Origin of the sequence: Stenotrophomonas sp. CFBP 13724 (assembly GCF_014841975.1) — a bacterium.
GTDB classification, from domain to species: domain Bacteria; phylum Pseudomonadota; class Gammaproteobacteria; order Xanthomonadales; family Xanthomonadaceae; genus Stenotrophomonas; species Stenotrophomonas lacuserhaii.
Genome location: NZ_JACYUW010000001.1, coordinates 2124337 through 2147048 on the forward strand (window position 1 = coordinate 2124337; position 22712 = coordinate 2147048).

Annotated in this window: 16 protein-coding genes, 3 tRNA genes and 1 pseudogene; 9 read left to right on the forward strand and 11 right to left on the reverse strand. The window is 67.3% G+C overall.

The genetic code is table 11. The features are described from left to right. Positions 1-54 precede the first annotated feature (54 nt). Both IFT63_RS09470 and IFT63_RS09475 read left to right on the forward strand, forming a co-directional pair. Positions 55-141, forward strand: a tRNA-Leu gene (locus tag IFT63_RS09470). A 107-nt stretch (positions 142-248) separates the two neighbouring features. Further along, positions 249-335 (forward strand) — tRNA-Leu (locus tag IFT63_RS09475). Between the two features lie 43 nt (positions 336-378). Here the strand turns inward: IFT63_RS09475 and IFT63_RS09480 are convergent. Further along, entirely contained in the window at positions 379-1128 is a 750-nt protein-coding gene (locus IFT63_RS09480; RefSeq protein ID WP_192083935.1) for a sulfite exporter TauE/SafE family protein, read from the reverse strand. Between the two features lie 89 nt (positions 1129-1217). On the opposite strand from IFT63_RS09480, the gene IFT63_RS09485 reads away from it, so the two are divergent. Both IFT63_RS09485 and IFT63_RS09490 read left to right on the forward strand, forming a co-directional pair. Next, a complete protein-coding gene (locus tag IFT63_RS09485) occupies positions 1218-2114 on the forward strand; it encodes a LysR family transcriptional regulator (RefSeq protein ID WP_192083936.1) in 897 nt (298 codons plus the stop codon). 75 nt (positions 2115-2189) lie between these two features. Continuing rightward, positions 2190-2276, forward strand: a tRNA-Leu gene (locus IFT63_RS09490). A gap of 115 nt (positions 2277-2391) precedes the next feature. Here the strand turns inward: IFT63_RS09490 and IFT63_RS09495 are convergent. The 4 genes and pseudogenes from IFT63_RS09495 to IFT63_RS09510 all read right to left on the reverse strand — a co-directional run bounded on the left by IFT63_RS09495 (position 2392) and on the right by IFT63_RS09510 (position 7177). Beyond that, complete coding sequence (locus IFT63_RS09495; RefSeq protein ID WP_192083937.1) at positions 2392-3975, reverse strand: DHA2 family efflux MFS transporter permease subunit; 1584 nt, start codon at positions 3973-3975, stop codon at positions 2392-2394. Between the two features lie 96 nt (positions 3976-4071). Next, positions 4072-5235 (reverse strand): annotated as a pseudogene (gene emrA, locus IFT63_RS09500) (multidrug efflux MFS transporter periplasmic adaptor subunit EmrA); the annotation flags it as partial. A gap of 11 nt (positions 5236-5246) precedes the next feature. Further along, positions 5247-6737: an efflux transporter outer membrane subunit gene (locus IFT63_RS09505; RefSeq protein ID WP_192083939.1), complete on the reverse strand. Its 1491-nt coding sequence runs from the start codon at positions 6735-6737 to the stop codon at positions 5247-5249. Next, the gene (locus IFT63_RS09510) at positions 6734-7177 is read right to left on the reverse strand and encodes a MarR family transcriptional regulator (RefSeq protein ID WP_042615348.1); all 444 of its coding nucleotides are present in this window, start codon (positions 7175-7177) and stop codon (positions 6734-6736) included. Before IFT63_RS09510 ends, IFT63_RS09505 begins: the two co-directional genes overlap by 4 nt. Positions 7178-7320: 143 nt before the next feature. Between IFT63_RS09510 and IFT63_RS09515 the strand changes: the two genes are divergently transcribed. Together IFT63_RS09515 and parC are read left to right on the forward strand one after the other, a co-directional pair. After that, positions 7321-8226 (forward strand): helix-turn-helix transcriptional regulator, encoded by a 906-nt coding sequence (locus IFT63_RS09515; RefSeq protein WP_042615347.1) that lies wholly within the window; start codon positions 7321-7323, stop codon positions 8224-8226. A gap of 58 nt (positions 8227-8284) precedes the next feature. Continuing rightward, positions 8285-10528: a DNA topoisomerase IV subunit A gene (gene parC / locus IFT63_RS09520; protein WP_192083940.1), complete on the forward strand. Its 2244-nt coding sequence runs from the start codon at positions 8285-8287 to the stop codon at positions 10526-10528. A gap of 117 nt (positions 10529-10645) precedes the next feature. Here the strand turns inward: parC and bfr are convergent, their stop codons facing one another. Beyond that, positions 10646-11134: a bacterioferritin gene (gene bfr, locus IFT63_RS09525; protein WP_101099965.1), complete on the reverse strand. Its 489-nt coding sequence runs from the start codon at positions 11132-11134 to the stop codon at positions 10646-10648. A gap of 151 nt (positions 11135-11285) precedes the next feature. Here bfr and IFT63_RS09530 point away from each other — a divergent pair, with 151 nt between their 5' ends. After that, a complete protein-coding gene (locus IFT63_RS09530; RefSeq protein WP_192083941.1) occupies positions 11286-13595 on the forward strand; it encodes a penicillin acylase family protein in 2310 nt (769 codons plus the stop codon). Between the two features lie 59 nt (positions 13596-13654). Here the strand turns inward: IFT63_RS09530 and asnB are convergent, their stop codons facing one another. Continuing rightward, positions 13655-15346: an asparagine synthase B gene (gene asnB / locus IFT63_RS09535; protein WP_192083942.1), complete on the reverse strand. Its 1692-nt coding sequence runs from the start codon at positions 15344-15346 to the stop codon at positions 13655-13657. A gap of 362 nt (positions 15347-15708) precedes the next feature. Between asnB and IFT63_RS09540 the strand changes: the two genes are divergently transcribed. Beyond that, complete coding sequence (locus IFT63_RS09540; protein WP_192083943.1) at positions 15709-16602, forward strand: tetratricopeptide repeat protein; 894 nt, start codon at positions 15709-15711, stop codon at positions 16600-16602. Positions 16603-16683: 81 nt separating this feature from the next. Next, the gene (locus IFT63_RS09545; RefSeq protein WP_042613850.1) at positions 16684-17367 is read left to right on the forward strand and encodes a pentapeptide repeat-containing protein; all 684 of its coding nucleotides are present in this window, start codon (positions 16684-16686) and stop codon (positions 17365-17367) included. A 154-nt stretch (positions 17368-17521) separates the two neighbouring features. Here the strand turns inward: IFT63_RS09545 and dapE are convergent, their stop codons facing one another. Genes dapE through IFT63_RS09565 form a run of 4 tightly spaced genes read right to left on the reverse strand, consistent with a single transcriptional unit; the run spans position 17522 to position 22711 of the window. Next, positions 17522-18649, reverse strand: a complete 1128-nt coding sequence (gene dapE, locus IFT63_RS09550; protein ID WP_192083944.1) for a succinyl-diaminopimelate desuccinylase — start codon at positions 18647-18649, stop codon at positions 17522-17524. Then, positions 18646-19008, reverse strand: a complete 363-nt coding sequence (locus IFT63_RS09555) for a Spx/MgsR family RNA polymerase-binding regulatory protein (RefSeq protein WP_042613848.1) — start codon at positions 19006-19008, stop codon at positions 18646-18648. Before IFT63_RS09555 ends, dapE begins: the two co-directional genes overlap by 4 nt. Positions 19009-19013: 5 nt before the next feature. Then, complete coding sequence (dapD, locus tag IFT63_RS09560) at positions 19014-20075, reverse strand: 2,3,4,5-tetrahydropyridine-2,6-dicarboxylate N-succinyltransferase (protein WP_192083945.1); 1062 nt, start codon at positions 20073-20075, stop codon at positions 19014-19016. Beyond that, positions 20075-22711 carry a [protein-PII] uridylyltransferase gene (locus tag IFT63_RS09565; protein WP_192084196.1) on the reverse strand — a complete coding sequence of 879 codons (2637 nt, stop codon included), beginning with the start codon at positions 22709-22711 and terminating at the stop codon, positions 20075-20077. Before IFT63_RS09565 ends, dapD begins: the two co-directional genes overlap by 1 nt. Between the last annotated feature and the right edge of the window lies 1 nt (position 22712).

Consider the following 22712-nt stretch of genomic DNA (forward strand, 5'->3'; position numbering starts at 1 on the left):
CAAGAAAACCGTTGACAACCGCCTCTCGCGTCTTCAAAATCGCCCGCTCTGCAAGCCCAGATGGCGGAATTGGTAGACGCACTAGCTTCAGGTGCTAGCGGGGGCAACTTCGTGGAGGTTCGAGTCCTCTTCTGGGCACCAAACAAACAACCCTCGCGCAAGCGGGGGTTTTTTGTTGGGCGTGATAAAACGCTTGGAAAACAGGGTTGACAGCCTCTTCACGCCTCTGCATAATTCGCTCCCTCGATGCCCAGGTGGCGGAATTGGTAGACGCACTAGCTTCAGGTGCTAGCGGGGGCAACTTCGTGGAGGTTCGAGTCCTCTCCTGGGCACCATCGATAAAAAAAACCCCGCTGATGCGGGGTTTTTTTTGCCTTTTCATCCGATCCAGGGACGCACCACCAGCTCGATTCCCAGCAACAGCAGGAAGCCGAGGAAGCACAGCCGGAACGCACGCGCGCTGATCCGCCCGCGGATCTTCTGGCCCAGCCACATCCCCGCCAGCGCCGGCACGATCGCCAGCGCGCTCAGCCCCAGCTGCTGCACACCGAACGCCCCGTGCACCAGCAGCCCGGTGGTCAGCGAGATCGTGGATACGGTGAACGCCAGGCCCAGCGCCTGCACCAGCTCATCGCGATCCAGCCCGAGCGATTGCAGGTACGGCACGGCCGGCATCACGAACACCCCGGTGGCACCGGTGACCAGGCCGGATACCGCACCGACCAGCGGCGACAGCCAGCGCTCCTTGCGCGGCGGCACGCGGAAGGCCGGCGCGAACGCCGAGTACAGCGCATACACGATCAGCGCCGCGCCCAGTGCCAGGCCGGACCAGCGCGCCTGCACCCGCACCAGCAGCGCCGCGCCGGCCACGGTGGCGACCACCACGCCCAGCATCATCGGCCACAGCCGGCGCACGATGCGCCCGATCGACGGCCCGGCCAGGATCTGCCACGCGTTGGTGACCAGGGTCGGCACGAACAGCATCGAGGCGGCGGCCACCGGTGAAAGCGCGCTGCCCAGCAGGCCCATCGCGACAGTGGGCAGGCCCATGCCGGTCACGCCCTTGACCACGCCCGCCAACACGAACACCACCACCAACAGGAAATAGAAGTAGAGCGAATCGTTCATGGCGCCATTAGGACCTGCCAGCCGCCTGCGGCACAATGCGGCCTGGATGAGCGAGCCTTCGGCTGGGCCGAAGGCAGGGAGCAGCGGATATGCGACTGGACCTGGCGGACCTGCGCCTGTTCCTGATGGTGGTTGAAGCCGGCAGCATCACGGCGGGCGCCGAACGCGCGCACCTTGCACTGGCCTCGACCAGCGAACGGCTGCGCACGATGGAGGCCGAAGCGGGCATCACCCTGCTGACCCGCCACCCGCGCGGGGTCACCACCACCGAGGCCGGTGAAGCCCTCGCCCACCATGCACGGCTGATGCTGCGCCAGCAGTCGCTGCTGCGCGAAGAACTGCAGGAGTTCGCCAGCGGTGCGCGTGGCACCTTGCACCTGTATGCCAACACCGGCGCACTCACTACCTTCCTGCCGGGCCGGCTGGCACCCTGGATGGCCGCGAGACCGCGCCTGCACGTGGACCTGAAGGAACGTACCAGCAAGGAGATCGTGCGCGCAGTACGCGGCGGACAGGCCGAGGCCGGCATCACCTCCGATGCCGTGGACAGCGCCCCGCTGCAGCTGCAGCCGGTGGCCGATGATCCGCTGCTGCTGATCGTGCCGGCCACGCACCGGCTTGCGACCCGTACGTCGGCAACCTTCGCAGAGGTGCTGGGCGATACCTTCGTCGCCCTCGCCGATGGCAACGCACTGCAGGAACACATCGAAGAAAACGCGCGTGCGCTCGGCCGCACGCTTTCACCGCGCATCCGCATGAAGACCTTCGAGGGCGTGTGCGAGATGGTCGGCCACGGGATCGGCATCGGCATCGTGCCGCGCTCGATCTGCCGGCAGCATCGCCGCCGTTACGGCTTCCATGCCATCGCGCTGGAAGATGCCTGGGCGCGCCGCCAGCTGAGCCTGTGCTTCGTCCGTTGGAACGGCCTTTCACGCTCGATGCAGAGCCTGCTGCTGCACCTCGGCGGGCACGCAGTGGACGACTGAGCAGTTCACATCATCCGCATGCAGAAATGTTGTTGACACAAATTAATTCGTTCCCCATAATTCTCCTCCTGAGTCGCCCAGGTGGCGGAATTGGTAGACGCACTAGCTTCAGGTGCTAGCGAGGGCAACTTCGTGGAGGTTCGAGTCCTCTCCTGGGCACCACGACTCGGAAAATGATCAAACCCGCGCAAGCGGGTTTTTTCATGCCTGGCGTTCGGGATCCAGGGCGCCGTGCAAAGAAAAACGCCGAGCAATGCTCGGCGCTTTTGGGTGCAGATCAATGCCCGCCCGCGGCCGCCGCACTTCCCGCGCCTGCGCCGAAGGGTGGCTTGGCCAGCCACAGGAACGCGATGATGGCCAGGAAGATCCAGCCCAGCAGGAAGAAGATGTCGTTGAATCCCATCTGCGATGCCTGATGGTTGATCATCGTATTGAGCGCCGCCGCGCCATGCTGCAGGTCGCCCTGCCCCATCGCGGTCACCTGCTCCTGGATGCCCGGCTGGTACACCGATATGTGCTCGGTGATGTCGGCATGGTGCACCTGGGTGCGCCGTGACCACAGCCAGGTAGTCAACGAAGCGGCAAAGCTGCCGCCCAACGTGCGCAGGAACGTGGCCAGGCCGGAGCCGGCGGCGATCTCGCGCCCGTCCAGGTCGGACAGCAGGATCTGCAGCACCGGCATGAAGAACAGCGCCACGCCGACGCCCATCAGCAACTGCACGCCGGCCACGTGCTGGAAGTCCACCTGCAGGTTGAACCCGGAACGCAGGAAGCTGGTGAAGGACAGGAACACGAACGCCACCGAAGCCAGCATGCGCATGTCGAAGCGCGATGCGTACTTGCCCACGAAGGGGGTCATGATCACCGGCAGGATGCCGATCGGCGCGGTGGCGAGGCCGGCCCAGATCGCGGTGTAGCCCATGTCACGCTGCAGCCATTGCGGGATCAGCAGCGACACACTGAAGAACGCCGCGTACGCCACCACCATCGCCATCGTGCCTGCCCGGAAGTTGCGGTGACGGAACAGGCGCAGGTCGACGATGGGATCCTTGTCGGTCAGTTCCCAGATCAGGAACACCGCCAGCGCGACCACCGAAACACAGGACAGCGCGACGATCATCGGCGAACTGAACCAGTCTTCGTCGTTGCCCAGGTCGAGCACCAGCTGCAGCGCGCCCACACCGATCACCAGCGTGACCAGGCCGACGTAATCCATCTTCGGCTTTTCGATCTGCTCCGGGCGGCCCTTCATCTGGTTGCCCACCACCAGGGCAGCGAAGATGCCCAGCGGCACGTTGATCAGGAAGATCCATTCCCAGCTGTAGTTGTCGGTGATCCAGCCGCCGAGGATCGGCCCGCAGATAGGCGCCACCACGGTGATCATCGCCAGCAACGCCAGCGCCTGCCCGCGTTTTTCGCGCGGGTAGATCGACACCAGCAGCGACTGGGTGATGGGATACATCGGGCCGGCGACGAAGCCCTGCAGCGCGCGCGATACCACCAGCATGCCCATGCTCTGGGCCAGCCCGCACAGCAGCGAGGCGATGGTGAAGGCCAGCGTGGCCCACACGAACAGTTTGGTCTCACCGACCCGGCGGCTGAGCCAGCCGGTCAGCGGCAGCGCGATGGCGGTGCTGACGGCGAACGAGGTGATGACCCAGGTTGCCTGCTGCGAGCTGGCGCCCAGGTTGCCGGCGATGGTCGGCAGGGACACGTTGGCGATGGTGGTGTCCAGTACCTGCATGAACGAAGCCATCGCCAGACCGGCGGTGCACAGGGCGATGTTGGGCGGCAGGAAACCGGTCGCCGGCGCGGCCGGCGGGCCCGGCGCAGCGGGCACGGCAGGGGCTTGGGAGGACATGGAAACTCAGCCTGCCTTGGAGACGTGGGGCGGCGTGATCGGCTGCTGGCCCACCGCGGCGGTCGCCTTCGGGCCGGCCGCTGCGGCAGCGCCGGGGCGCTGCGGCAGGTTGCCCTGGATGATGCTGTGGATCGCCTCGTCGGCATCGTGCATCTGCTTGGAATACACATCGGTGTCGAACACCGAACCGGTGGCGGCCTGGCTGGGCAGTACTTCGCCCTTCTGGTCACGCAGGCTCACTTCGGCCTTCATCGACAGGCCGATGCGCAGCGGGTGTTCGGCCAGCTGCTTGGCATCGATGGCGATGCGCACCGGCACGCGCTGCACGATCTTGATCCAGTTGCCGCTGGCATTCTGCGCCGGCAGCAGCGAGAACGCCGAACCGGTACCCATGCCCAGGCTGGTCAGGTGGCCGGTATAGCGCACGTCGCCGCCGTACAGGTCCGAACGCAGCTCCACTTCCTGGCCCAGGCGCATGTGCCGCAACTGGGTTTCCTTGAAATTGGCTTCCACCCACATCTGCTCGGTCGGCACCACGGCCATCAGCGCATTGCCCGGCTGCACCCGCTGGCCCACCTGCACCGAACGACGGGCGATGTAACCGGTGACCGGCGAAACGATGCCGGCACGCGCATTGTTGAGCCACGCCTGGCGCAGCTGCGCTGCGGCGGCCTGCACGTCCGGCTGCGTGGCGATCACGGTGTCATCCACCAATGCCCGGCTGCGCTCGAAGGTCTCGCGCGAACCGGCCACGGCTGCTTCGGCGGCAGCCAGTTCATCGCGCGCATGCGCCAGCTCTTCATTGGAAATGGCGCCGGTGGCGGCCAGGTCCTTGCGGCGTGCGAAGTCATCACGGGCGCGCTTCAGGGTGACCTGGCGGGCATTGAGTTCGGCCTGCGCCCCTTCCACGCTGCGGTACAGACCGCGTACCTGGCGCACGGTGCCGGCCAGCTTGGCTTCGGCCTGCTGCAGGGCGACTTCGGTATCGGACGGATCCAGCTGCACCAGCACCTGGCCGCGCTCCACGCGCATGCCGTCGTCGGCCGCGATGCCGACCACCGTGCCGGTGATCATCGAGGTGATCTGCACCTGGTTGCCACCGACATAGGCATCGTCGGTTTCTTCGAACCAACGGCCGAACATGAAGTACCACAGGGCAGCGGCGGCAATCAGCAGCAGCACGATGACAAGCAGTCCGCGCAGCAGCTTGCCGCGGCGGCTGGGAGCGGCGGGGGCCGCGGAATTGGGAGTCTGGCTCATGGGAGGCTTCTTCAGGAATGCGAATCGGAAAGGGAGGCGGCGCGGCGGCTGTCATCGGCAGTGGGCTCGAAACCCCCGCCCAGCGCCTGGCTGAGGCGCACCGAGGACAGCACCTGCTGCGACTGCAGCCCGGCCAAGCGCTGCTGTGCCTGCAACAAGGTGGACTGCGCGGTCAGCACGTCGAGGTAGCCGCCGATGCCGGCGCGGTAGCGCTGTTCGGCCAGGCCATGCGCAGCGCGCGCGGTATCCACCGCCTGCTGCTGCGACTGCGCCTGCTGCTGCAGCGAGCGCACGGCGTTGACCTGATCGGCCACCTCGTGCAGCGCATCCACCAGCCGCTGGTTGTAGGTGGCCACCGCCAGGTCGTAATCGGCGTCCTTGCTGTCCAGTCCTGCGCGCAGCCGGCCGCCGTCGAAGATCGGCAGGCTCAGCGCAGGGCCGAGGTAGGCGAAGGTGGAGCTGCTCTGCAACAGGTCGCCAACATTCGGGGCGACCACCCCGGCCAGCGCGGTGAGGTTGAGGCTGGGATAGAACGTCGCCTTGGCTGCATCGATCTGCTTGCCGGCCGCTTCCACCCGCCAGCGCGCCGCCACGATGTCCGGACGACGGCCCAGCAGCGCGCTGGGCAGCACGCCCGGCAGCTGCAGCGCCATCGGATCAAGCGCACGGGGGCGTTCGATCCGCAGGCCACGATCCGGCCCCTGCCCGACCAGCGCGGCCAATGCGGTGCGGCCTTCGTCGATCTGCTGCTGGGCGGCCTGCAACTGCTGCTGCGCCGCCGGCACGCGGGATTCGGCCTGGCGCACCTGCAGGTCGCTGTCGATGCCGGCCGCGCGGCGCTGGCGGGTCAACTGCAGCGCCTTCTGCGAGCGCGCCAGTTCTTCGGCCGCCACGTCGTGCAGTTGCCACGCATAGGCCAGCCCGGCATAGGCCTGGGTGATGTTGGCCGACAGGTTCAGTCGAGCGGCCTGCGCATCGATGGCCGCCGCATGGGCGCTGTCCACCGCCGCTTCCCAGGTCGCGCGCTTGCCGCCCCACAGGTCCACGCCGTAGCTGAAATTGAAGGCGACCTGCCCACTGCCGGCGTAATGGCCACCGTTCTCCTCGCCGAGCATCGACTCGGGCAGGCGCAGGCCGGTGTACCCACCGGAAACAGACAGGTTCGGCAGCTGATCCGCACGTGCACCGCTGACCTGCGAACGGGCCTGGCGCAGGCGTGCGTCAGCCGCTTCCAGGCTGGGGTGGCTGGCCAGCCCTTCGCTGATCAGCGCATCCAGCTGCGGGTCGCCCAGCGCGGTCCACCAGTCGCGCGCGGGGAAACCGGCCGCACCCAGCGACGCATCGGCCAGCGTGCGCTCGCTGTGCAGGGAATCGACATCGCGCAGCGCGCCCTGCGGCTGCAGGCCACGGCTGCTGGCGCACGCTGCCAGCGCCAGCGCGAGGCTCGCCAGCAGCAACGGCCGGCCGTGCCGCCGGATAGAAGAGAGAGAGATGGGAGTCATGGAGTCGCCAGGGAGTCGCGGATTCGGGTCAACAGGGAGAGCAGCTGCGCGCGTTCGTCGGCGCTGAGCTCACGGGAGGCGTAATCGATCACGTCTTCGCCACGTTTCTGCAGCCGCAGCCACAGCGCGCGGCCTTCTTCGGTCAGTACGATCTGCAGCGCGCGCCGGTCCTGCGCATGTGCTTCGCGGCGAACGCAGCCCAGCGCCTCAAGCTTGTCCAGCAGGCGGGTTACCGCGCTGGGCACCTGGTCGATCGCCTTGGCCAGCTCGTTGGCGGTGCACGGCGCCATCCGCGCAAGCACCTTCAGGCCGATGTAGTGGGTGAAGTTGAGGCCAAGGTCTTCTTCGGCCATCGAGGCATCCAGTTGGCGGACCAGGCCGTCGCGCACCTGGCGCAGCAGCAGCCCGAAGCTGGGGGGTGAGTCGGAGGGACAGATCATGGGGTAGCATTCTCTTCCAAAAAATATATTTCTCAATGGAAATATTTCGATCTGACTAGGAATGCTGTGTTGCAGCAACGGCGTGATCGGCAGGCCGCCACGTTAATAGCGCGCGCCATTGGCCCGGTAGTACAATCCAGCCAATGAATGACAGTTTCCAGCCAACCTCGCCCGCTCACGTCCGCCAAGGCCCCGACATCGAGGCGGGCCGGCAGGTGCTGCGCGAGAGTGCGCTGGAGTGGTTCGAACGCGAGGATGGGCTGCCAGTGGTGGGCTTCCGCATCGACAGCCCGACCGGCCTGGCCAACGAGGTGGACTGGCACACCCACGGCCGTGCCCAGCTGATCTGCGTGGAAAGTGGCCTGCTCACCACCCGCACCCGTCACGGGACCTGGTCGCTCGCGCCTGGATCAGCCGGCTGGATGCCCGCCGCCGAACCGCACACGGTGGCCATTGATGGGCCGCTGCGCGGCTGGGGCATGGTGCTGGCGCCAACGCTGTGCCGCGATCTGCCGGCTGATCCCTGCGTGATCGGCATCTCTCCGTTGCTGCAGGCGGTGGCATTGCGGGTCTGCGACTGGCCGATCGCCGATGCCGCCAGCGCACCCCAGCAGCACCTGATCGAGGTGCTGCTGGACGAGATCCGTGCCGCCCCACGCCAGCGCATGCACCTGCCGATGCCGCGCGACCGGCGCCTGCTGAAGATCGCCTCGCAGCTGCTGGCCGAACCGGCCGATGACCGCAGCCTGGCGCAGTGGGCGGCCTGGGCGGGCCTATCGACCCGTTCGCTGACCCGCCATTTCCGCGAAGAGACCACGCTGAGCTTCGCCCACTGGCGCCAGCAGGCGCGGCTGGCCGAGGCGCTGCGCCAGCTCAGCGAGGGCCGCGCGGTGGCCGATATCGCCCACGCACTGGGCTTCAGCAGCTCCAGCGCCTTCGTCACCGTGTTCCGCCGCCATTTCGGGGTGCCGCCCGGACGCTATCTGGCCCGTGCCGCGCACGGACTGGATCCACCGCGTGGCTTGGCTTCTCCGGCCGCATCCGGATAATCAACGCATTGCGAGGGCGACGGCCGTCGCCGCCTCCGAACACAGGTAACAACCCCGCATGACCGATCTTGCCCGCCCCGTCTTCCACGGCTTCGAACAACTGCCGCTGCGCGAGTATGCCGAGCGCGCCTACCTCGACTACTCGATGTACGTCGTGCTGGACCGTGCGCTGCCTTTCCTCGGCGACGGCCTCAAGCCGGTGCAGCGCCGCATCATCTATGCAATGAGCGAGCTGGGGCTGAACGCCGCCTCCAAGCCGAAGAAGTCCGCCCGCACCGTCGGCGATGTCATCGGCAAGTACCACCCGCATGGTGACAGCGCCTGCTACGAAGCGCTGGTGCTGATGGCGCAGCCGTTCTCTTACCGCTATCCGCTGATCGAAGGCCAGGGCAACTTCGGTTCCAGCGACGACCCGAAATCCTTCGCGGCGATGCGTTACACCGAGTCCAAGCTGACCCCGATCGCCGAAGTGCTGCTGGGCGAACTGGGCCACGGCACCACCGACTGGACGCCAAACTTCGACGGCACGATGCAGGAGCCGACCTGGATGCCGGCGCGGCTGCCGCACCTGCTGCTCAACGGCACCACCGGCATCGCCGTGGGCATGGCCACCGACGTGCCGCCGCACAACCTCAACGAGATCGTCAGCGCCCTGCTGCACCTGCTGGAAGATCCCGATGCCAGCGTGCGCGACCTGTGCGAACACGTTAAGGGCCCGGACTATCCGTCCAACGCGGAGATCATCACCCCGGCCGCCGACCTGCTGCATATGTACGAGACCGGCCATGGCAGCGTCCGCGCGCGTGCGACGTTCTTCAAGGAAAACGGCAACGTGGTGGTCAACGCCCTGCCCTTCCAGGTATCCCCGTCCAAGGTGATCGAGCAGATCGCCGCGCAGATGCGCGCCAAGAAGCTGCCGTGGATCGAGGACGTGCGCGATGAATCCGACCATGCCAACCCGGTGCGGGTGGTGCTGGTGCCGCGCTCCAACCGGGTCGACGCCGACCAGCTGATGGGGCACCTGTTCGCCACCACGGACATGGAACGCAGCTACCGGGTCAACCTCAACGTGATCGGCCTGGATGGCCGCCCGCAGGTCAAGAACCTCAAGACCCTGCTGAGCGAGTGGCTGGCGTTCCGCAGCAGCACCGTGACCCGCCGCCTGCAGCATCGCCTGCAGAAGGTGGAGCGCCGCCTGCACCTGTTGGAAGGCCTGCTGGTCGCCTTCCTCAACCTGGACGAGGTGATCCACATCATCCGTACCGAAGACGAGCCGAAGGCCGCGTTGATCGCGCGCTTCGGCCTGTCCGAGGAGCAGGCCGAGTACATCCTGGAAACCAAGCTGAAGCAGCTGGCACGCCTGGAAGAAATGAAGATCCGCGGCGAGCAGGACGAGCTGGCCAAGGAACGCGACAAGATCCTCGGCATCCTGGACAGCAAGGCCAAGCTGAAGAAGCTGATCAAGGACGAACTGACCGCCGATGCGAAGAAGTTCGGCGATGCCCGTCGTTCGCCACTGGTGCAGCGCACTGCCGCCCAGGCCATCGACGAAACCGAGCTGGTGCCGAGCGAGCCGATGACCGTGGTGCTGTCGGAGAAGGGCTGGATCCGCGCGGCCAAGGGCCACGACGTGGATGCGTCGTCGCTGAATTACCGCGATGGCGACAGCATGCTGGCTTCGGTGCGCGCGCGCAGTACCCAACAGGTCGCCTTCCTGGACAGCGAGGGCCGCGCGTATTCCACGCCGGTGCACACGCTGCCGTCGGCACGCGGCAACGGTGAACCGCTTACCGGCCGCTTCTCGCCGGCCCCGGGCACCAGCTTCGTCACCCTGGCCAGCGCCGAGCCGAACGGCCGCTTCGTGCTGGCCTCCACCCACGGCTACGGCTTCGTGACCCGCTTCGAGAACCTGATCGGCCGCAACAAGGCCGGCAAGGCGATGCTCAACCTGGCATCGGGCTCGTCGGTGCTGCAGCCGGCGCTGGTGGCCAACGTGGACACCGACCGCATCGTGGCGGTGACCAGTTCGGGCAACCTGCTGGCGATCGCCGCCAGTGACCTGCCGGAACTGGACAAGGGCAAGGGCAACAAGATCATCGAGATCCCGAAAGCCAAGCTGGCCACCGAGCGGGTGGTGGCGGTGGTGGCGATCAGCCCCGGCCAGACCCTGCAGGTACGCAGTGGCCAACGCACCATGGGCCTGAAGTTCAGCGAGCTGGACACCTACCTGGGTTCGCGCGCCACGCGTGGCCATCTGCTGCCGCGTGGCTGGCAGAAGGTGGAAGGGCTTGCGGTGGAATGAGGGAGGTAGCGCCGGGCCCTGCCCGGCGCCACGCATGGCCTGGAATCGAACAAAAAAAGCCGGGGACCTCCCCGGCTTTTTCGTTGCTGGCTGGCGCTGGGCTGGCTGGCTGCGAGGTCAGTGCGCGGCAGCGCCCTTTCCGTCGATCTTGCTCAGCTGGTACAGCTCCAGGCCGATGCGCTGGATCAAGCCGAGCTGCTGCTCCAGCCACCAGGCATGGTCTTCTTCGGTGTCCTTCAACTGCACCAGCAACATGTCACGGCTGACATAGTCGCCGTTGGCTTCGCACAGCTTCATGCCGGCGGCCAGGTTGTTGCGCACCGCATATTCGGTGTCCAGGTCCTTGCGCAGCATCTCTTCCACGGTCTTGCCGGGTTCGAAGGCGTGCGCACGCATGTCCGGATCGCCGCCCAGGAACAGGATCCGGCGCAGCAGCGCATCGGCGTGCTGGGTTTCTTCTTCCATTTCGTGGTTCAGGCGTTCATACAGCGCGAACAGTCCCTGGTCCTCGTAACGGCGGGAGTGGATGAAGTACTGGTCGCGGGCAGCAAGCTCGCCGCGCAGCAGTTCTTTCAGGCAGGCGATGACGTCCGGATTGCCTTTCATGGGGGATGCTCCTTTGACTCGATGGCGCCATGGTGCCCTATCCGGAAATCCCGTGATCTAATCGGAATCAATCGCAGTCGCGTCACGTCTGCGATCTGCCACACCGGCTGTCTACACTCGCTCCCACTCTTTCCCTGCAAGGAAGCGCCCCATGCGTCGATGGTTGTTGCGGCTGTTCTGGCTGCTGCTGGTACTGGCTTTGGGACTCGGCCTGATGGCCTGGTGGTTGCTGCGCGGCAGCCTTGCGCCGCTGGGCGGCGAGCAGGTCCTCGGTGGCCTGCAGGCCCCGGTGACCGTCAGCCGCGACGGCCTGGGCGTGGTCACCATCGAAGGTGCCAGCCAGCACGACGTGATGCGCGCTCTGGGCCAGGTGCACGCACAGGAACGCGGCTTCGAGATGGACCTGATGCGCCGCAGTGCCGCCGGCGAGCTGTCCGCGCTGTTCGGGCCGGCCGCGCTGGAGGTGGACAAACGCATGCGCCTGCATCGCCTGCGCCACCGCGCATCGAAAGAACCGGTGAGTGCCGAACTGCAGGCTTACGTGGAAGGCGTGAATGAAGGAATCGCCCGCCTGCGGGTGCGGCCTTGGCCCTACCTGCTGCTGCGCCAGCGGCCCGCGCCGTGGCAGGCCGCCGACAGCCTGCTGACCGGCTATGCAATGTATGCCGACCTGCAGGATCCAGCCAACCAGAGCGAGTTGGCATACAGCCGCCTGCGTGCGGTGATGCCGCCGGCGCTGTATGCGCTGCTGAGCCACGATGGCAGCAGTTGGGACGCGCCGTTGATGGGCGGACCGCGCGGCGATGCGGTGCTGCCCGGCGCCGACGTGCTGGACCTGCGTGGCCAGCCTGCCGCGCCTGCCGCTGCCCTGGCCGATACCGATGTCAAAGGCAGCAACAACTTCGCCGTCGGCGCGGCGCTGACCGCCGATGGCCGCGCGATCCTCGCCGACGACATGCACTTGGGCCTGCGCGCGCCGAACATCTGGTTCCGCGTGCGCCTGCGCTACCCCGATCCGCAGGCGCCCGGCGGGCGGGTCGACGTGAGTGGATTTTCGCTGCCTGGCCTGCCGGCGATCATCGTCGGCAGCAACGGACACGTGGCGTGGGGCTTCACCAACAGCTACATCGACACCGCCGACTTCCAGCCGGTGCCGGCCGGCACGAAGCTTACCGAGTACCACGAAAAAATCGAGGTGGCTGGTGCCCCGCCGGTGGATTTCACCGTGCGCGAGAGCGCATGGGGGCCGCTGCTGCACCAGCGCGCCGATGGCAGTGGCGATGCGCTGCGCTGGGTCGCCCACCAACCCGGCGCGGTCAGCCTGGCACTGACCGAGCTGGCACGCGTCGCCGATCTTGACCAGGCATTGCAGGTCGCCGACCGCACCCGCATCCCAGCGCAGAACCTGCTGCTGGCCGACAGCAACGGACGCATCGGCTGGCGTGTGCTGGGTGCGCGCCCGGACCGTGCTGCCGGCTGCGCGCCCACCGACATGCGCACCACCACGGCTGATGGCTGCGCGGCATGGGGCATCCGCAGTGATGCGGCGCCCTCGCTGATCGACCCGCCAACCCACCGGCTGTGGACCGCCAACGGACGTGTCATGGACGGCAAGGCACTGGCTGTCGCCGGTGACGGCGGTTATGACCTCGGCGCGCGCGGCGCCCAGATCCGCGATGCACTGCAGGCCCGCCAGCGCTTCAGCGAAGCGGACCTGCTGGCGATCCAGCTTGATGACCGTGCGCTGTTCCTGCAACGCTGGTGGCATCTGCTGCGCAAGGTGGTGGTGGGCTCGAACGACCCGCAACTGCAGCGGCTGGAGGCTGTCACGCGCACCTGGGAGGGCCATGCGTCGGTGGATTCGGTGAGTTATCGGGTAGTGCGTGGCTTCCGCGGCATGCTGCTGGACGAGGTGTCCAGTGCGATGCTGGCACCGGCCAGACAGATGCTGGGCGATGACTGGCTGGAGCCGCGGCTGGCGCAGTTCGAAGGCGTGCTGTGGCCGCTGGTCGACCAGCGCCCGGCGCACCTGCTGCCGCCTGGCCACGCAAGCTGGGAAGCGCTGCTGGCCGACACCGCCAAGCGTCTGGAAGCGGACCTGACCGCGCAGGGGCCGCTGGCCGAACGCAGCTGGGGTGAACGCAATACCGCTGCGATCTGCCACCCGATCAGCCGTGCCCTGCCCGCCTTCGCCGAACGCTGGCTGTGCATGCCGGCCGAGCCGCTGCCCGGTGACAACAACATGCCGCGCGTGCAGGGGCCGGGCTTCGGCGCTTCGCAGCGGATGGTGGTGTCCCCCGGCCACGAAGACCAGGGCATCATCCACATGCCGGGCGGCCAGAGCGGCCACCCGTTGTCACCGTTCTGGGCGGCCGGACACGAGGACTACGTGCACGGACGTCCGACCCCGTTCCTGCCCGGCCCCAGCCAGCACACGCTGACCCTGCGGCCTGCCCGCTGACATCCCGACGCGCCTGATCCATCCATGGCCGTCGACCGCCCGGCGGTAGCGCCCGGATGTCAGGCCAACGCCGCTTCGTGCACGCCGGCGATCGCCCGGCCGGACGGGTCCGCGGCGGCCGCGAAACTGGCGTCCCAGGCAATCGCCGCCGGTGACGAACAGGCGATCGACTTGCCACCCGGCACCGTTTCCGCCGCCGCATGGCTGGGGAAGTACTGCTCGAACACGTGGCGGTAGTAGTACGCCTCTTTGGTCTGCGGCGGGTTGTGCGGGAAGCGCTTGTCGGCGGCAGCCAGCACACGGTCGCTGACCTGCGCTTCGGCGTGCGCCTTCAGCCCGTCGATCCAGCCGTAGCCCACGCCATCGCTGAACTGCTCCTTCTGCCGCCACAGGATGCTCTCCGGCAGATAGCCTTCGAACGCCGCACGCAGCACGCCCTTCTCCACCCGGCGGCCACCGGAGGCTTCGCTGCCGACCATCTTGTGCGCGGCATCGAAGCGCATCGCCACGTCCAGGAACTCGCGGTCCAGGAACGGGACGCGCGGCTCCACGCCCCAGGCCATCATCGACTTGTTGGCGCGCAGGCAATCGTAGTTGTGCAGGGCATCCAGCTTGCGCACCAGTTCGCTGTGGAACTCACGTGCATCCGGCGCCTTGTGGAAGTACAGGTAGCCACCGAAGATCTCGTCGCTGCCCTCGCCGGACAGCACCATCTTCACGCCCATCGCCTTGATCCGCCGCGCCAGCAGGAACATCGGGGTGGAGGCGCGGATGGTGGTGACGTCGTAGGTTTCGATGTGGCGGATCACTTCCGGCAGCACGTCCAGGCCTTCTTCGAAGGTGTATTCGAATCCGTGATGCACGGTGCCCAGCGCCTCGGCGGCAATGGCGGCGGCGGCGAGATCAGGCGAACCCTTGAGCCCGATGGCGAAGGAATGCAGGCGCGGCCACCACGCTTCACTCTCGCCGCCGTCTTCGATGCGCCGGCGCGCATAGCGTGCGGCCACCGCGGCCACCAGCGAGGAATCCAGCCCGCCGGACAGCAGCACGCCGTAAGGCACATCGCTCATCAGCTGGCGCTCCACCGCGCGCTCGAACGCTTCGCGCAGTTCGGCCAGGTCCACCGCCTTGCCCTGCACGGCGTCGTACTCGCGCCAGGGCTGCTGGTAGTAACGCACCAGCTCACCGTTTGCGCTGTCGTAGTAATGACCCGGCGGGAACTGCGCGGCATCGGCGCAGGTATCCACCAGCGCCTTCAGTTCGGACGCCACGCGCAGGCGCCCCTGCGCATCGTGGCCCCAGTACAGCGGCACCACGCCGATCGGATCACGCGCCACCAGCACCCGCGCAGCCACCTTGTCCCACAACGCAAAAGCAAAGATGCCGTTGAGCCGTTCCAGCCACTGCGACGGCTCACCCTGGCGGTACAGCGCGTTGATCACCTCGCAGTCCGAGCCGGTCTGGAATGCATACGGCTGGCTCAGTCCGGCCTTCAGTTGCTGGTGGTTGTAGATCTCGCCGTTGACCGCCAGCGCCAGGCCACCATCTTCGGACAGCAGCGGCTGCGAGCCACCAGCGGGATCGACGATGGCCAACCGCTCGTGCACCAGCAGCGCCCCGTCGTCGAGGTAGACACCGCTCCAGTCCGGGCCGCGGTGGCGCTGGCGCTGCGAGGATTCCAATGCGTGCCGGCGCAGCGCGGGGAGGTCGTCACCGGCCTGCAGGCCGAATATTCCGAAGATCGAACACATGGGGGAAGCTCCTGTTTGGGGTCTATACGCGGTAGGGGTGTTCGACCGGCCAGCCTGGCCCGGGAGGTTTCCCGGGCACAAAAAAAACCCGCATCGGTCGATGCGGGTTTTCTGGTGTCCGGGTGTGGAGTGTCCTATCTACCCAGGGCGCAGTCCCGCATCGGCCGCGCACGATTATTCGCGCGCAGGTTATTGCGGTTGGTATTGCGGACGGCGGTGGCGGGGAGCAAGGACATGGATCGACCGTAACCGGGTTCTGGCGGCGGCGCAACTGTTGCGATGGCAACCGTTCCTGCGCCGACGTTCAGCCGCCACGCGGTCGACGTCACGGATAATCTCCCGCCCCCTTGAGGACTTCACGGATGATTCCCTTCCCCCGCCGCGCACTGTTGCATGCGCTGGCACTGCTTGCCCTGGCCGGTTGTGCCAGCACGCCCACCCGCCCGCCCAGCGACACCGAGCGCGATGCCCTCGCCGCGGCCGCCGATGGCCGTTTCGACTCGGCGCTGCGCGTGGCCCGGATGTACCAGGCCAGGAATGATCCGCGGGCGCTGGACTGGTATGCGCGCGCTGCCGCCACGACCCCGCGCACGCACCACAGCACCAGCGCCGAGGAAACGCTCGGAACGCTGTACGCGCGTGGCCGTCTGGACAGTGGCGAGGGCCCACAGAAGCCCGCCGAGGTGGTCATGAAGCCGTCACCACGCAAGGCCTTCCGCTGGTTCCAGAGTGCGGCCTACCACGGCTCGCCCTATGCGATGCACGACCTGGAGCGCTGGTACGAAGGTCGCGGCGACATGACCGGCGCGCTGCGCTGGCGGCTGCGTTCGGCGGTGTACCTGCGCGAGCTGTACAAGCTGAAGCCGCTGCGCGAGGCAACCAGCGGCTCGGCACCGCATGGCCAGCCGATCGATCCCGGCCCGGCGCCGAACCCGGTCATCGCCGGCATCCAGCGCCGCGCCGCGCGCGGCGATGCCGAGGCCCAGGTCGATCTGGGCGCACTGCACGAAGCCGGCATCGGCGTGGTGCAGGACAAGGCCGAAGCATTGCGCTGGTACGAACGTGCCGGCAGGCAGGGCAACGTGTATGGCCAGTACCTGGCCGGGCTGGCCGTGGGCCGCGGTGGCGACGGGCTGGCCAAGGACGTGGATGCGGCGGCGGCATGGTTCACCCTGGCCGAGGCACAGGGCTTCTACATGGCGGCCGAATCATACTGGCGCGAAGCGATCGCACCGCCATTCTGGACGTTCGAGTAACGGCGTTACGCTGGCTTCATACACACTCCAGCGCAATGCTCAAGTCTATTGTGAGCGGTCTACATCGCCCAGAATGGCAGCATGACGACCGCCGTTTTCCGCGCTGAAACCCTCACCCGCGAACGCATGCAGGCGATCATCGCCGCGCACCCCCGCGCGGCGATATTCGAAGGCTGCAGCTTCGATCATGGCGATTTTTCGCGGCTGGACATGGACGGCTTCCAGTTCAACCAGTGTTCGCTGGCGGGTGCGAACTGGTTGGCGGCTTCGCTGGAGGAAAGCCAGTGGAACAAGTGCCGCGGTGCTGCCTGCGACTTCAGTTCGGCCCTGCTGAGCGACGCGCGCTTTTCGCACTGCGATCTCAACAACAGCCACTGGCGGCGCGCCACGTTGTCCTCGGTGCAGTTCCTGGATTGCAAGCTGACCGGCGCGCACCTGCAGGAGGCAGGCGGGTGGGCACTGGAGTTCCGCGACTGCCTGATGGTCAGCGCCGACCTGCGCGGCCTGTCGTTCCGCAAGGCCCAGTTGCAGGGCATGGATTTCTCCGATGCGGATCTTTCCGGCTGCGACTTCCGCGATGCGGTGTTCAACGGCGGCAGCCTGCGCAACGCGCAGACCCGGCTGACCCGCTTCGAAGGCGCGGACCTGCGCGGGACCGACATCAGCGGGCTCAACGTGATGGAGGCCAAGCTGTTCCGGAAAGCGGTGATTTCGCAGCGCCAGGCCGCCGCAGCGCTGGCCGCGTTCGGCCTGGTGGTGGCCTAGGCAGCGATTGGCGGCAGCGCCGAGCATGGCTCAGCGAAGACCATCCGCACGCCCATTTGCCGCGACCCGCGGTAGCGCCGAGCCATGCTCGGCGAAGTCCATCCGCACGCCCGTTTGCAGGGAGCCGCCGAGCATGGCTCGGCGCTACCACGCCTCACGCCAGCAGGCGTTCGATCAAGCGCTGGTACAGCGCCGGCAGCCGCTCAAGCTCGTCCACGCGCACGTTCTCGTCCACCTGGTGGATGCTCGCATTGACCGGACCTACTTCGATGCATTGCGCGCCCAACGGCGCAATGAAACGCGCGTCCGAGGTTCCGCCACCGGTGCTTTCCTCCGGCGGTGCACCGGCGAATTCGCCGAGCACCTCGCGTGCCACGCGTCGCAGCGTGCCTTCCGGGGTATGGAACGGCTCGCCGCTGCGATGCCACTTCACGGCGTACTCCAGCCCGTGCCGGTCCAGCAGTGCAGCGATCTCCGCTTCCAGCTTGTCTGCGTTCCAATGCGGGTTGTAACGCAGGTTGAAATCGACCTGCAGCTGTCCCGGAATCACGTTGTTGGCGCCGGTCCCGGCATGGATGTTGGACACCTGCAGGCTGGTCGGCGGGAAGCTTTCAAAGCCCTCGTCCCAGCGCCGGGCGACCAGTTCGGCCAGCGCAGGTGCAGCCTGGTGGATCGGATTGCGGGCCTTGTCCGGATACGCGACATGGCCCTGCACGCCCTGCACCAGCAGGCGCGCCGACAGGCTGCCGCGCCGACCCACCCGCAACAGGTCGCCCAGCCGGGCAGTCGATGACGGCTCACCGGTGATGCACCAGTCGATACGCTCGCCACGCTCGGCGAACAGCCGCGCGACATGGCGCACGCCATCGATCGCATCGCCTTCTTCGTCGCTGGTCAGCAGTACCGCCAGCGTGCCCGGATGATCAGGGTGTGCGGCAACGAACTGCTCGGCTGCGATCACGAAGGCGGCCACGCTGCCCTTCATGTCGGCCGCCCCGCGCCCGTACAGCACGCCACCGCGCACGGTCGGCACGAATGGATCGCTGGTCCAGTCCGCCACCGGCCCGGGCGGCACCACATCGGTGTGGCCGAGCAGTACCAGCACCGGCCCGTCGCTGCCGTGGGTGGCCCACAGATTGTCAACCTCGCCCAGCCGCAGGTGCTCGCACTGGAAGCCGGCAGCCTGCAGCCGGGTGGCCAGCAGCTGCTGGCAGCCCGCATCATCGGGGGTGACCGACGGCCGTGCGATCAGCTCGCAGGCCAGGTCGAGCACCGCACTCACGCGCCCACTCCGAAGCGCTGCTTGAAGCCGTTGTCCGAGAAGCCCTGGCTGACCTTGCCATCGGCGGTCACCACCACCGGCCGCTTGATCAACTGCGGGTATTCGCGCAGCAGCAGCTTCCACTCGGCGTCCGAATCGGCCGCCTTGCGGTTGTCCGGCAGTTGCCGCCACGTGGTGGAGGATTTATTGACCAGCGCAGGGAAGCCACCGGCCTGGCTGGCCCAGTCGATGAGCGTCTCGGGCGACGGCTTGCTCTCGCGATAATCAACGAAGGTGTACGGTACCTGGAAACGGTCCAGCCACCTGGTGGCCTTCCTGCAGGTATCGCAGTTCTTCAACCCGTGCACGGTGGTGGTCATCGCGGTCAGTCAGCCAGGCCGCGCAGCAGGTCGTTGACGCTGGTCTTGCTGCGGGTACGCGCGTCCACCTGCTTGACGATCACCGCGCAGTACAGCGAATGGGTGCCGTCGGCCGAAGGCAGCGAACCGGACACCACCACGCTGTACGGCGGGATGTAGCCGTAGCTGATCTCGCCGGTAGCGCGGTTGTAGATGCGGGTGCTCTGGCTGAGGAACACGCCCATGCCGATCACGCTGTGATGGCCAACGACCACGCCCTCCACCACTTCCGAACGCGCGCCGATGAAGCAATGGTCTTCGATGATGGTCGGGCTGGCCTGCAGCGGCTCCAGCACGCCACCGATGCCGGCACCACCGGACAGGTGGCAGTGCTGGCCGATCTGCGCGCAGGAACCGACGGTGGCCCAGGTGTCGACCATGGTGCCTTCGCCGACGTACGCACCGATGTTGGTGAAGCTCGGCATCAACACCACGTCCTTGCCGAAATACGTGCCGCGGCGCGCGATCGCACCGGGCACCACGCGTACGCCGGCGCGGCGGAACTTCGCTTCGTCATGGCCGGCGAAGCGCGATTCGACCTTGTCCCAGAACGGTGCCGGGCGCGCATCGACCACCGCCATGTCATTGACGCGGAAGTACAGCAGCACCGCCTTCTTCAGCCATTCGTTGACCTTCCAGCCACCGTGCCCGTCCGGCTCGGCAACGCGGAACTCGCCGCTTTCCAGGCCATCGATGACCCGGCCGACCAGCGGCTTGGTGGAGCCTTCCAGCTCATGCAGGGTCAAGGTGGCACGGCGCTCGAAGGCGCTTTCGATGCCGAACTTCAACTCTTCCACGCCCACCGCCGGCGGCTTGCGCAGCGACTTGCGGGCGATGTTCTCCGCGCGGGCCTTCTCCGCCGGCACCTTCTTCGCGACGGCCTTGCTGGCGGACGATTTCTTCGCGATGGTCGACTTGGCCGCGGCCTTTTTTACGGCCTGCTTGACCGCCACGGCCTTGCCAGCGGTGCTCTTCTTGGTTGCCACGGTCTTGGCAGCGGCGGTTCTCTTGGTCGGCTTGGTGGCCATCAGCGGGTATCTCCGGCGTTTCGGTCTGGGTCCAGGCAGCACAGCATGGCGTCCTGCAACTGTTGCCTGGCGGTTTCATCCAGGGGGAGGTCGTGTTCGTCAGTGATCACGAAAGTATCTTCGGCGCGTTCGCCGAACGTGGCGATGCGTGCGTCGTGCACGCGCAGCCGCTGGTTGCGCAGCACGTGCGCCACGTCGGCCAGCAGGCCGGGGCGGTCGGGCGCGACCAGGCTGAAGCGGGTGCCGGCGGCATCGCCCGCTTCATCGCGGAATTCGAGGCGCGGGGCGAAGCGGAAGTGCCGCAGCTGGCGCGGGATCGCGCGCCGCGAGGGTCGCAGCCGTGCCAGGTCGCCGGACAGTGCCTCGCGCAGGGCGGCCTCGAGCCGCAGCGGGTCGCCATCGGCGAAGCTGTCGGCTGGGTTCACTTCGAAGGTATCGAAGATGGTGTCGGAGGGTCCATCCAGCACGCGCGCCCGGTGGATGCCGTAGCCTTTGCGGTCCAGCGTCATCACGATCGCGGCGAACAGGCCATCGCGGTCGGGCGAATGCACGAACACTTCCAGCGCCGGGTCATCCGGGCTGATCGGGCGTACTTTCACCAGCGTGTGGCCCTGGCGTACCGGCACCAGTGCACCCGCCTGCCACGCCAGCTGCTCCGGGCGAAGGCGGATGAAGCCTTCATCGGGCATCACCGCGAACTGGCGGTTGATCGTGGCATCGTCATAGCCCTGCTCTCGCACCAGCTGGCGCACGTATTCGCGCGCCTCGATCACCCGTTCGGCGGCCGGCAGCGGCGGCTCCAGGCCCTCACGCAGCGCGCGGCGGGTGGCGAAATACAGGTCGGCCAGCAGACGGTCTTTCCACGCATTCCACAACTTGGGACTGGTGCCGGCGATGTCGGCGCAGGTCAGCAGGTACAGGTAGTCCAGCCGCTCGCGGCTGGCAACCAGCGTGGCGAAGCGATGGATCACCGCCGGATCGGAGATGTCCTGCTTCTGCGCGGTCACCGACATGCGCAGGTGCTGTTCCACCAGCCAGGCCACCAGGTCGGTGTCGGCGGCACTCATCTCCAGGGTCTGGCAGAAGGCGCGCGCGTCGACCGCGCCAAGCTCGGAATGATCGCCACCACGCCCCTTGGCGATGTCATGGAACAGCCCGGCAAGCAGCAGCAGTTCGGGCTTGCGCAGGCGCGGCCATACCTCATGGGCGATGGAGAAACGTTCGGCGGCCCTGCTGCTGGAAAACTCGCCCATGTTCCGCAGCACCATCAGGGTGTGCTGGTCCACGGTATAGACATGGAACAGATCGAACTGCATGCGCCCGCTGACCTGGGCGAAGGCCGGGACCCACTGGCCGAGCACGCCCAGCCGCGCCATGCGCGACAGCGTATCGACCGGCCTCGGCTGGCGCAGCAGTGACAGGAACTGCTGACGGGTGTGCGGGGAGGCCTGTTCGTATCCGGGCAGCTGCGGCAATGCTTCGGCCAGCGCGCGCGCGGTGAGCGAATGCAGTCCGCGGACCTGCGGATTGTTGGCCCAGCTGGAAAACAGGGCGAAGACCTCGCCAATCTCCCCGCGCGGCCACTCCGCATCATTGGCTGCCAGATACCCCCGGCGCAGCGAGAAGCCGACCGTCAGCGGTTCGGGCACCGCCTCGCCATCGAACTGTTCTTCAAAGCGCTGCAGCAGCCGGTCGCTGATCCGCCGGACCACCGATGCGGCGCGGTAGAAGCCCTGCATCATTTTCTCGACGCCCAGGCTTTCCGCGTCGTCTTCAAACCCCAGCCGCGCGGCCAGGGTCTTCTGGTAATCAAAGCGCAATCGTTCTTCGGGACGTCCGGCGACCAGATGCAGTCCATAGCGCAGCCCGGCCAGCACCGCGCGCTCGCGCTGCAGTGCCACTGCTTCATCGGCGCCCAGGTGGCCCAGGCCGACCAGCGCTTCCAGTTCGCGCACGCCGAAGGCACGCAGCGCCATCCAGCCCAGCGTATTGAGATCGCGCAGCCCGCCGGGGCCATCCTTCAGGTCCGGCTCGAGGTTGTCGGCGGTATCGCCGAAGCGGGCATGCCGCGTGCGCAGTTCCTCCAGTTTGGCCTGGAAGAAGGCACGCGGCGGCCACAGCGATCCATCATCGGTGGCCTGGCGCAGGGCACCCCGCGCGCCGTCTGCGGTAACCAGCGGACGTGCTTCGATCAGCGCGGTGAGTACGGTCTGGTCAGCAGCGGCGTCGCGGCATTGCTGCAGCGAGCGCACCGCATGGCTGATCGGCAGGCCACAATCCCACAGCAGCGCGAACAAGCGCGAGAGCCCGGCTTCGGCGGCGTGCTGGGCCGAGGTTTCACCCAGCACCAGCACGTCGATGTCCGAATGCGGGAACAGTTCGCCGCGACCGTAACCACCCACGGCAAACAACGAAAGGCCTTGCCCGGCCGGCATGCAGCGCTGCCAGGCGAGCCGGATCAGGTGATCGGCGGCACGTGCACGCAGTGCCAGCAGGCGCTCGATCCGGTCGCCCTGGTCGAAGCGGCGGTGCAGGCGCGCGTCGGCCTGCTGCAGCGCCTGGCGCGCCGCGGCTGCCCATTCGGCATCGGGCACCGACGAAGCCGGCGTGTCCAACAACGAACCCGCCGGCAGCATC

Excerpts from the sequence above, each read along its gene's own strand:
- IFT63_RS09480 (WP_192083935.1), bottom strand. The coding sequence starts at position 1,128 with ATGAACGATTCGCTCTACTTCTATTTCCTGTTGGTGGTGGTGTTCGTG.
- IFT63_RS09485 (WP_192083936.1), top strand. The coding sequence starts at position 1,218 with ATGCGACTGGACCTGGCGGACCTGCGCCTGTTCCTGATGGTGGTTGAA.
- IFT63_RS09495 (WP_192083937.1), bottom strand. The coding sequence starts at position 3,975 with ATGTCCTCCCAAGCCCCTGCCGTGCCCGCTGCGCCGGGCCCGCCGGCC.
- IFT63_RS09505 (WP_192083939.1), bottom strand. The coding sequence starts at position 6,737 with ATGACTCCCATCTCTCTCTCTTCTATCCGGCGGCACGGCCGGCCGTTG.
- IFT63_RS09510 (WP_042615348.1), bottom strand. The coding sequence starts at position 7,177 with ATGATCTGTCCCTCCGACTCACCCCCCAGCTTCGGGCTGCTGCTGCGC.
- IFT63_RS09515 (WP_042615347.1), top strand. The coding sequence starts at position 7,321 with ATGAATGACAGTTTCCAGCCAACCTCGCCCGCTCACGTCCGCCAAGGC.
- parC (WP_192083940.1), top strand. The coding sequence starts at position 8,285 with ATGACCGATCTTGCCCGCCCCGTCTTCCACGGCTTCGAACAACTGCCG.
- bfr (WP_101099965.1), bottom strand. The coding sequence starts at position 11,134 with ATGAAAGGCAATCCGGACGTCATCGCCTGCCTGAAAGAACTGCTGCGC.
- IFT63_RS09530 (WP_192083941.1), top strand. The coding sequence starts at position 11,286 with ATGCGTCGATGGTTGTTGCGGCTGTTCTGGCTGCTGCTGGTACTGGCT.
- asnB (WP_192083942.1), bottom strand. The coding sequence starts at position 15,346 with ATGTGTTCGATCTTCGGAATATTCGGCCTGCAGGCCGGTGACGACCTC.
- IFT63_RS09540 (WP_192083943.1), top strand. The coding sequence starts at position 15,709 with ATGATTCCCTTCCCCCGCCGCGCACTGTTGCATGCGCTGGCACTGCTT.
- IFT63_RS09545 (WP_042613850.1), top strand. The coding sequence starts at position 16,684 with ATGACGACCGCCGTTTTCCGCGCTGAAACCCTCACCCGCGAACGCATG.
- IFT63_RS09555 (WP_042613848.1), bottom strand. The coding sequence starts at position 19,008 with ATGACCACCACCGTGCACGGGTTGAAGAACTGCGATACCTGCAGGAAG.
- dapD (WP_192083945.1), bottom strand. The coding sequence starts at position 20,075 with ATGGCCACCAAGCCGACCAAGAGAACCGCCGCTGCCAAGACCGTGGCA.
- IFT63_RS09565 (WP_192084196.1), bottom strand. The coding sequence starts at position 22,711 with ATGCTGCCGGCGGGTTCGTTGTTGGACACGCCGGCTTCGTCGGTGCCC.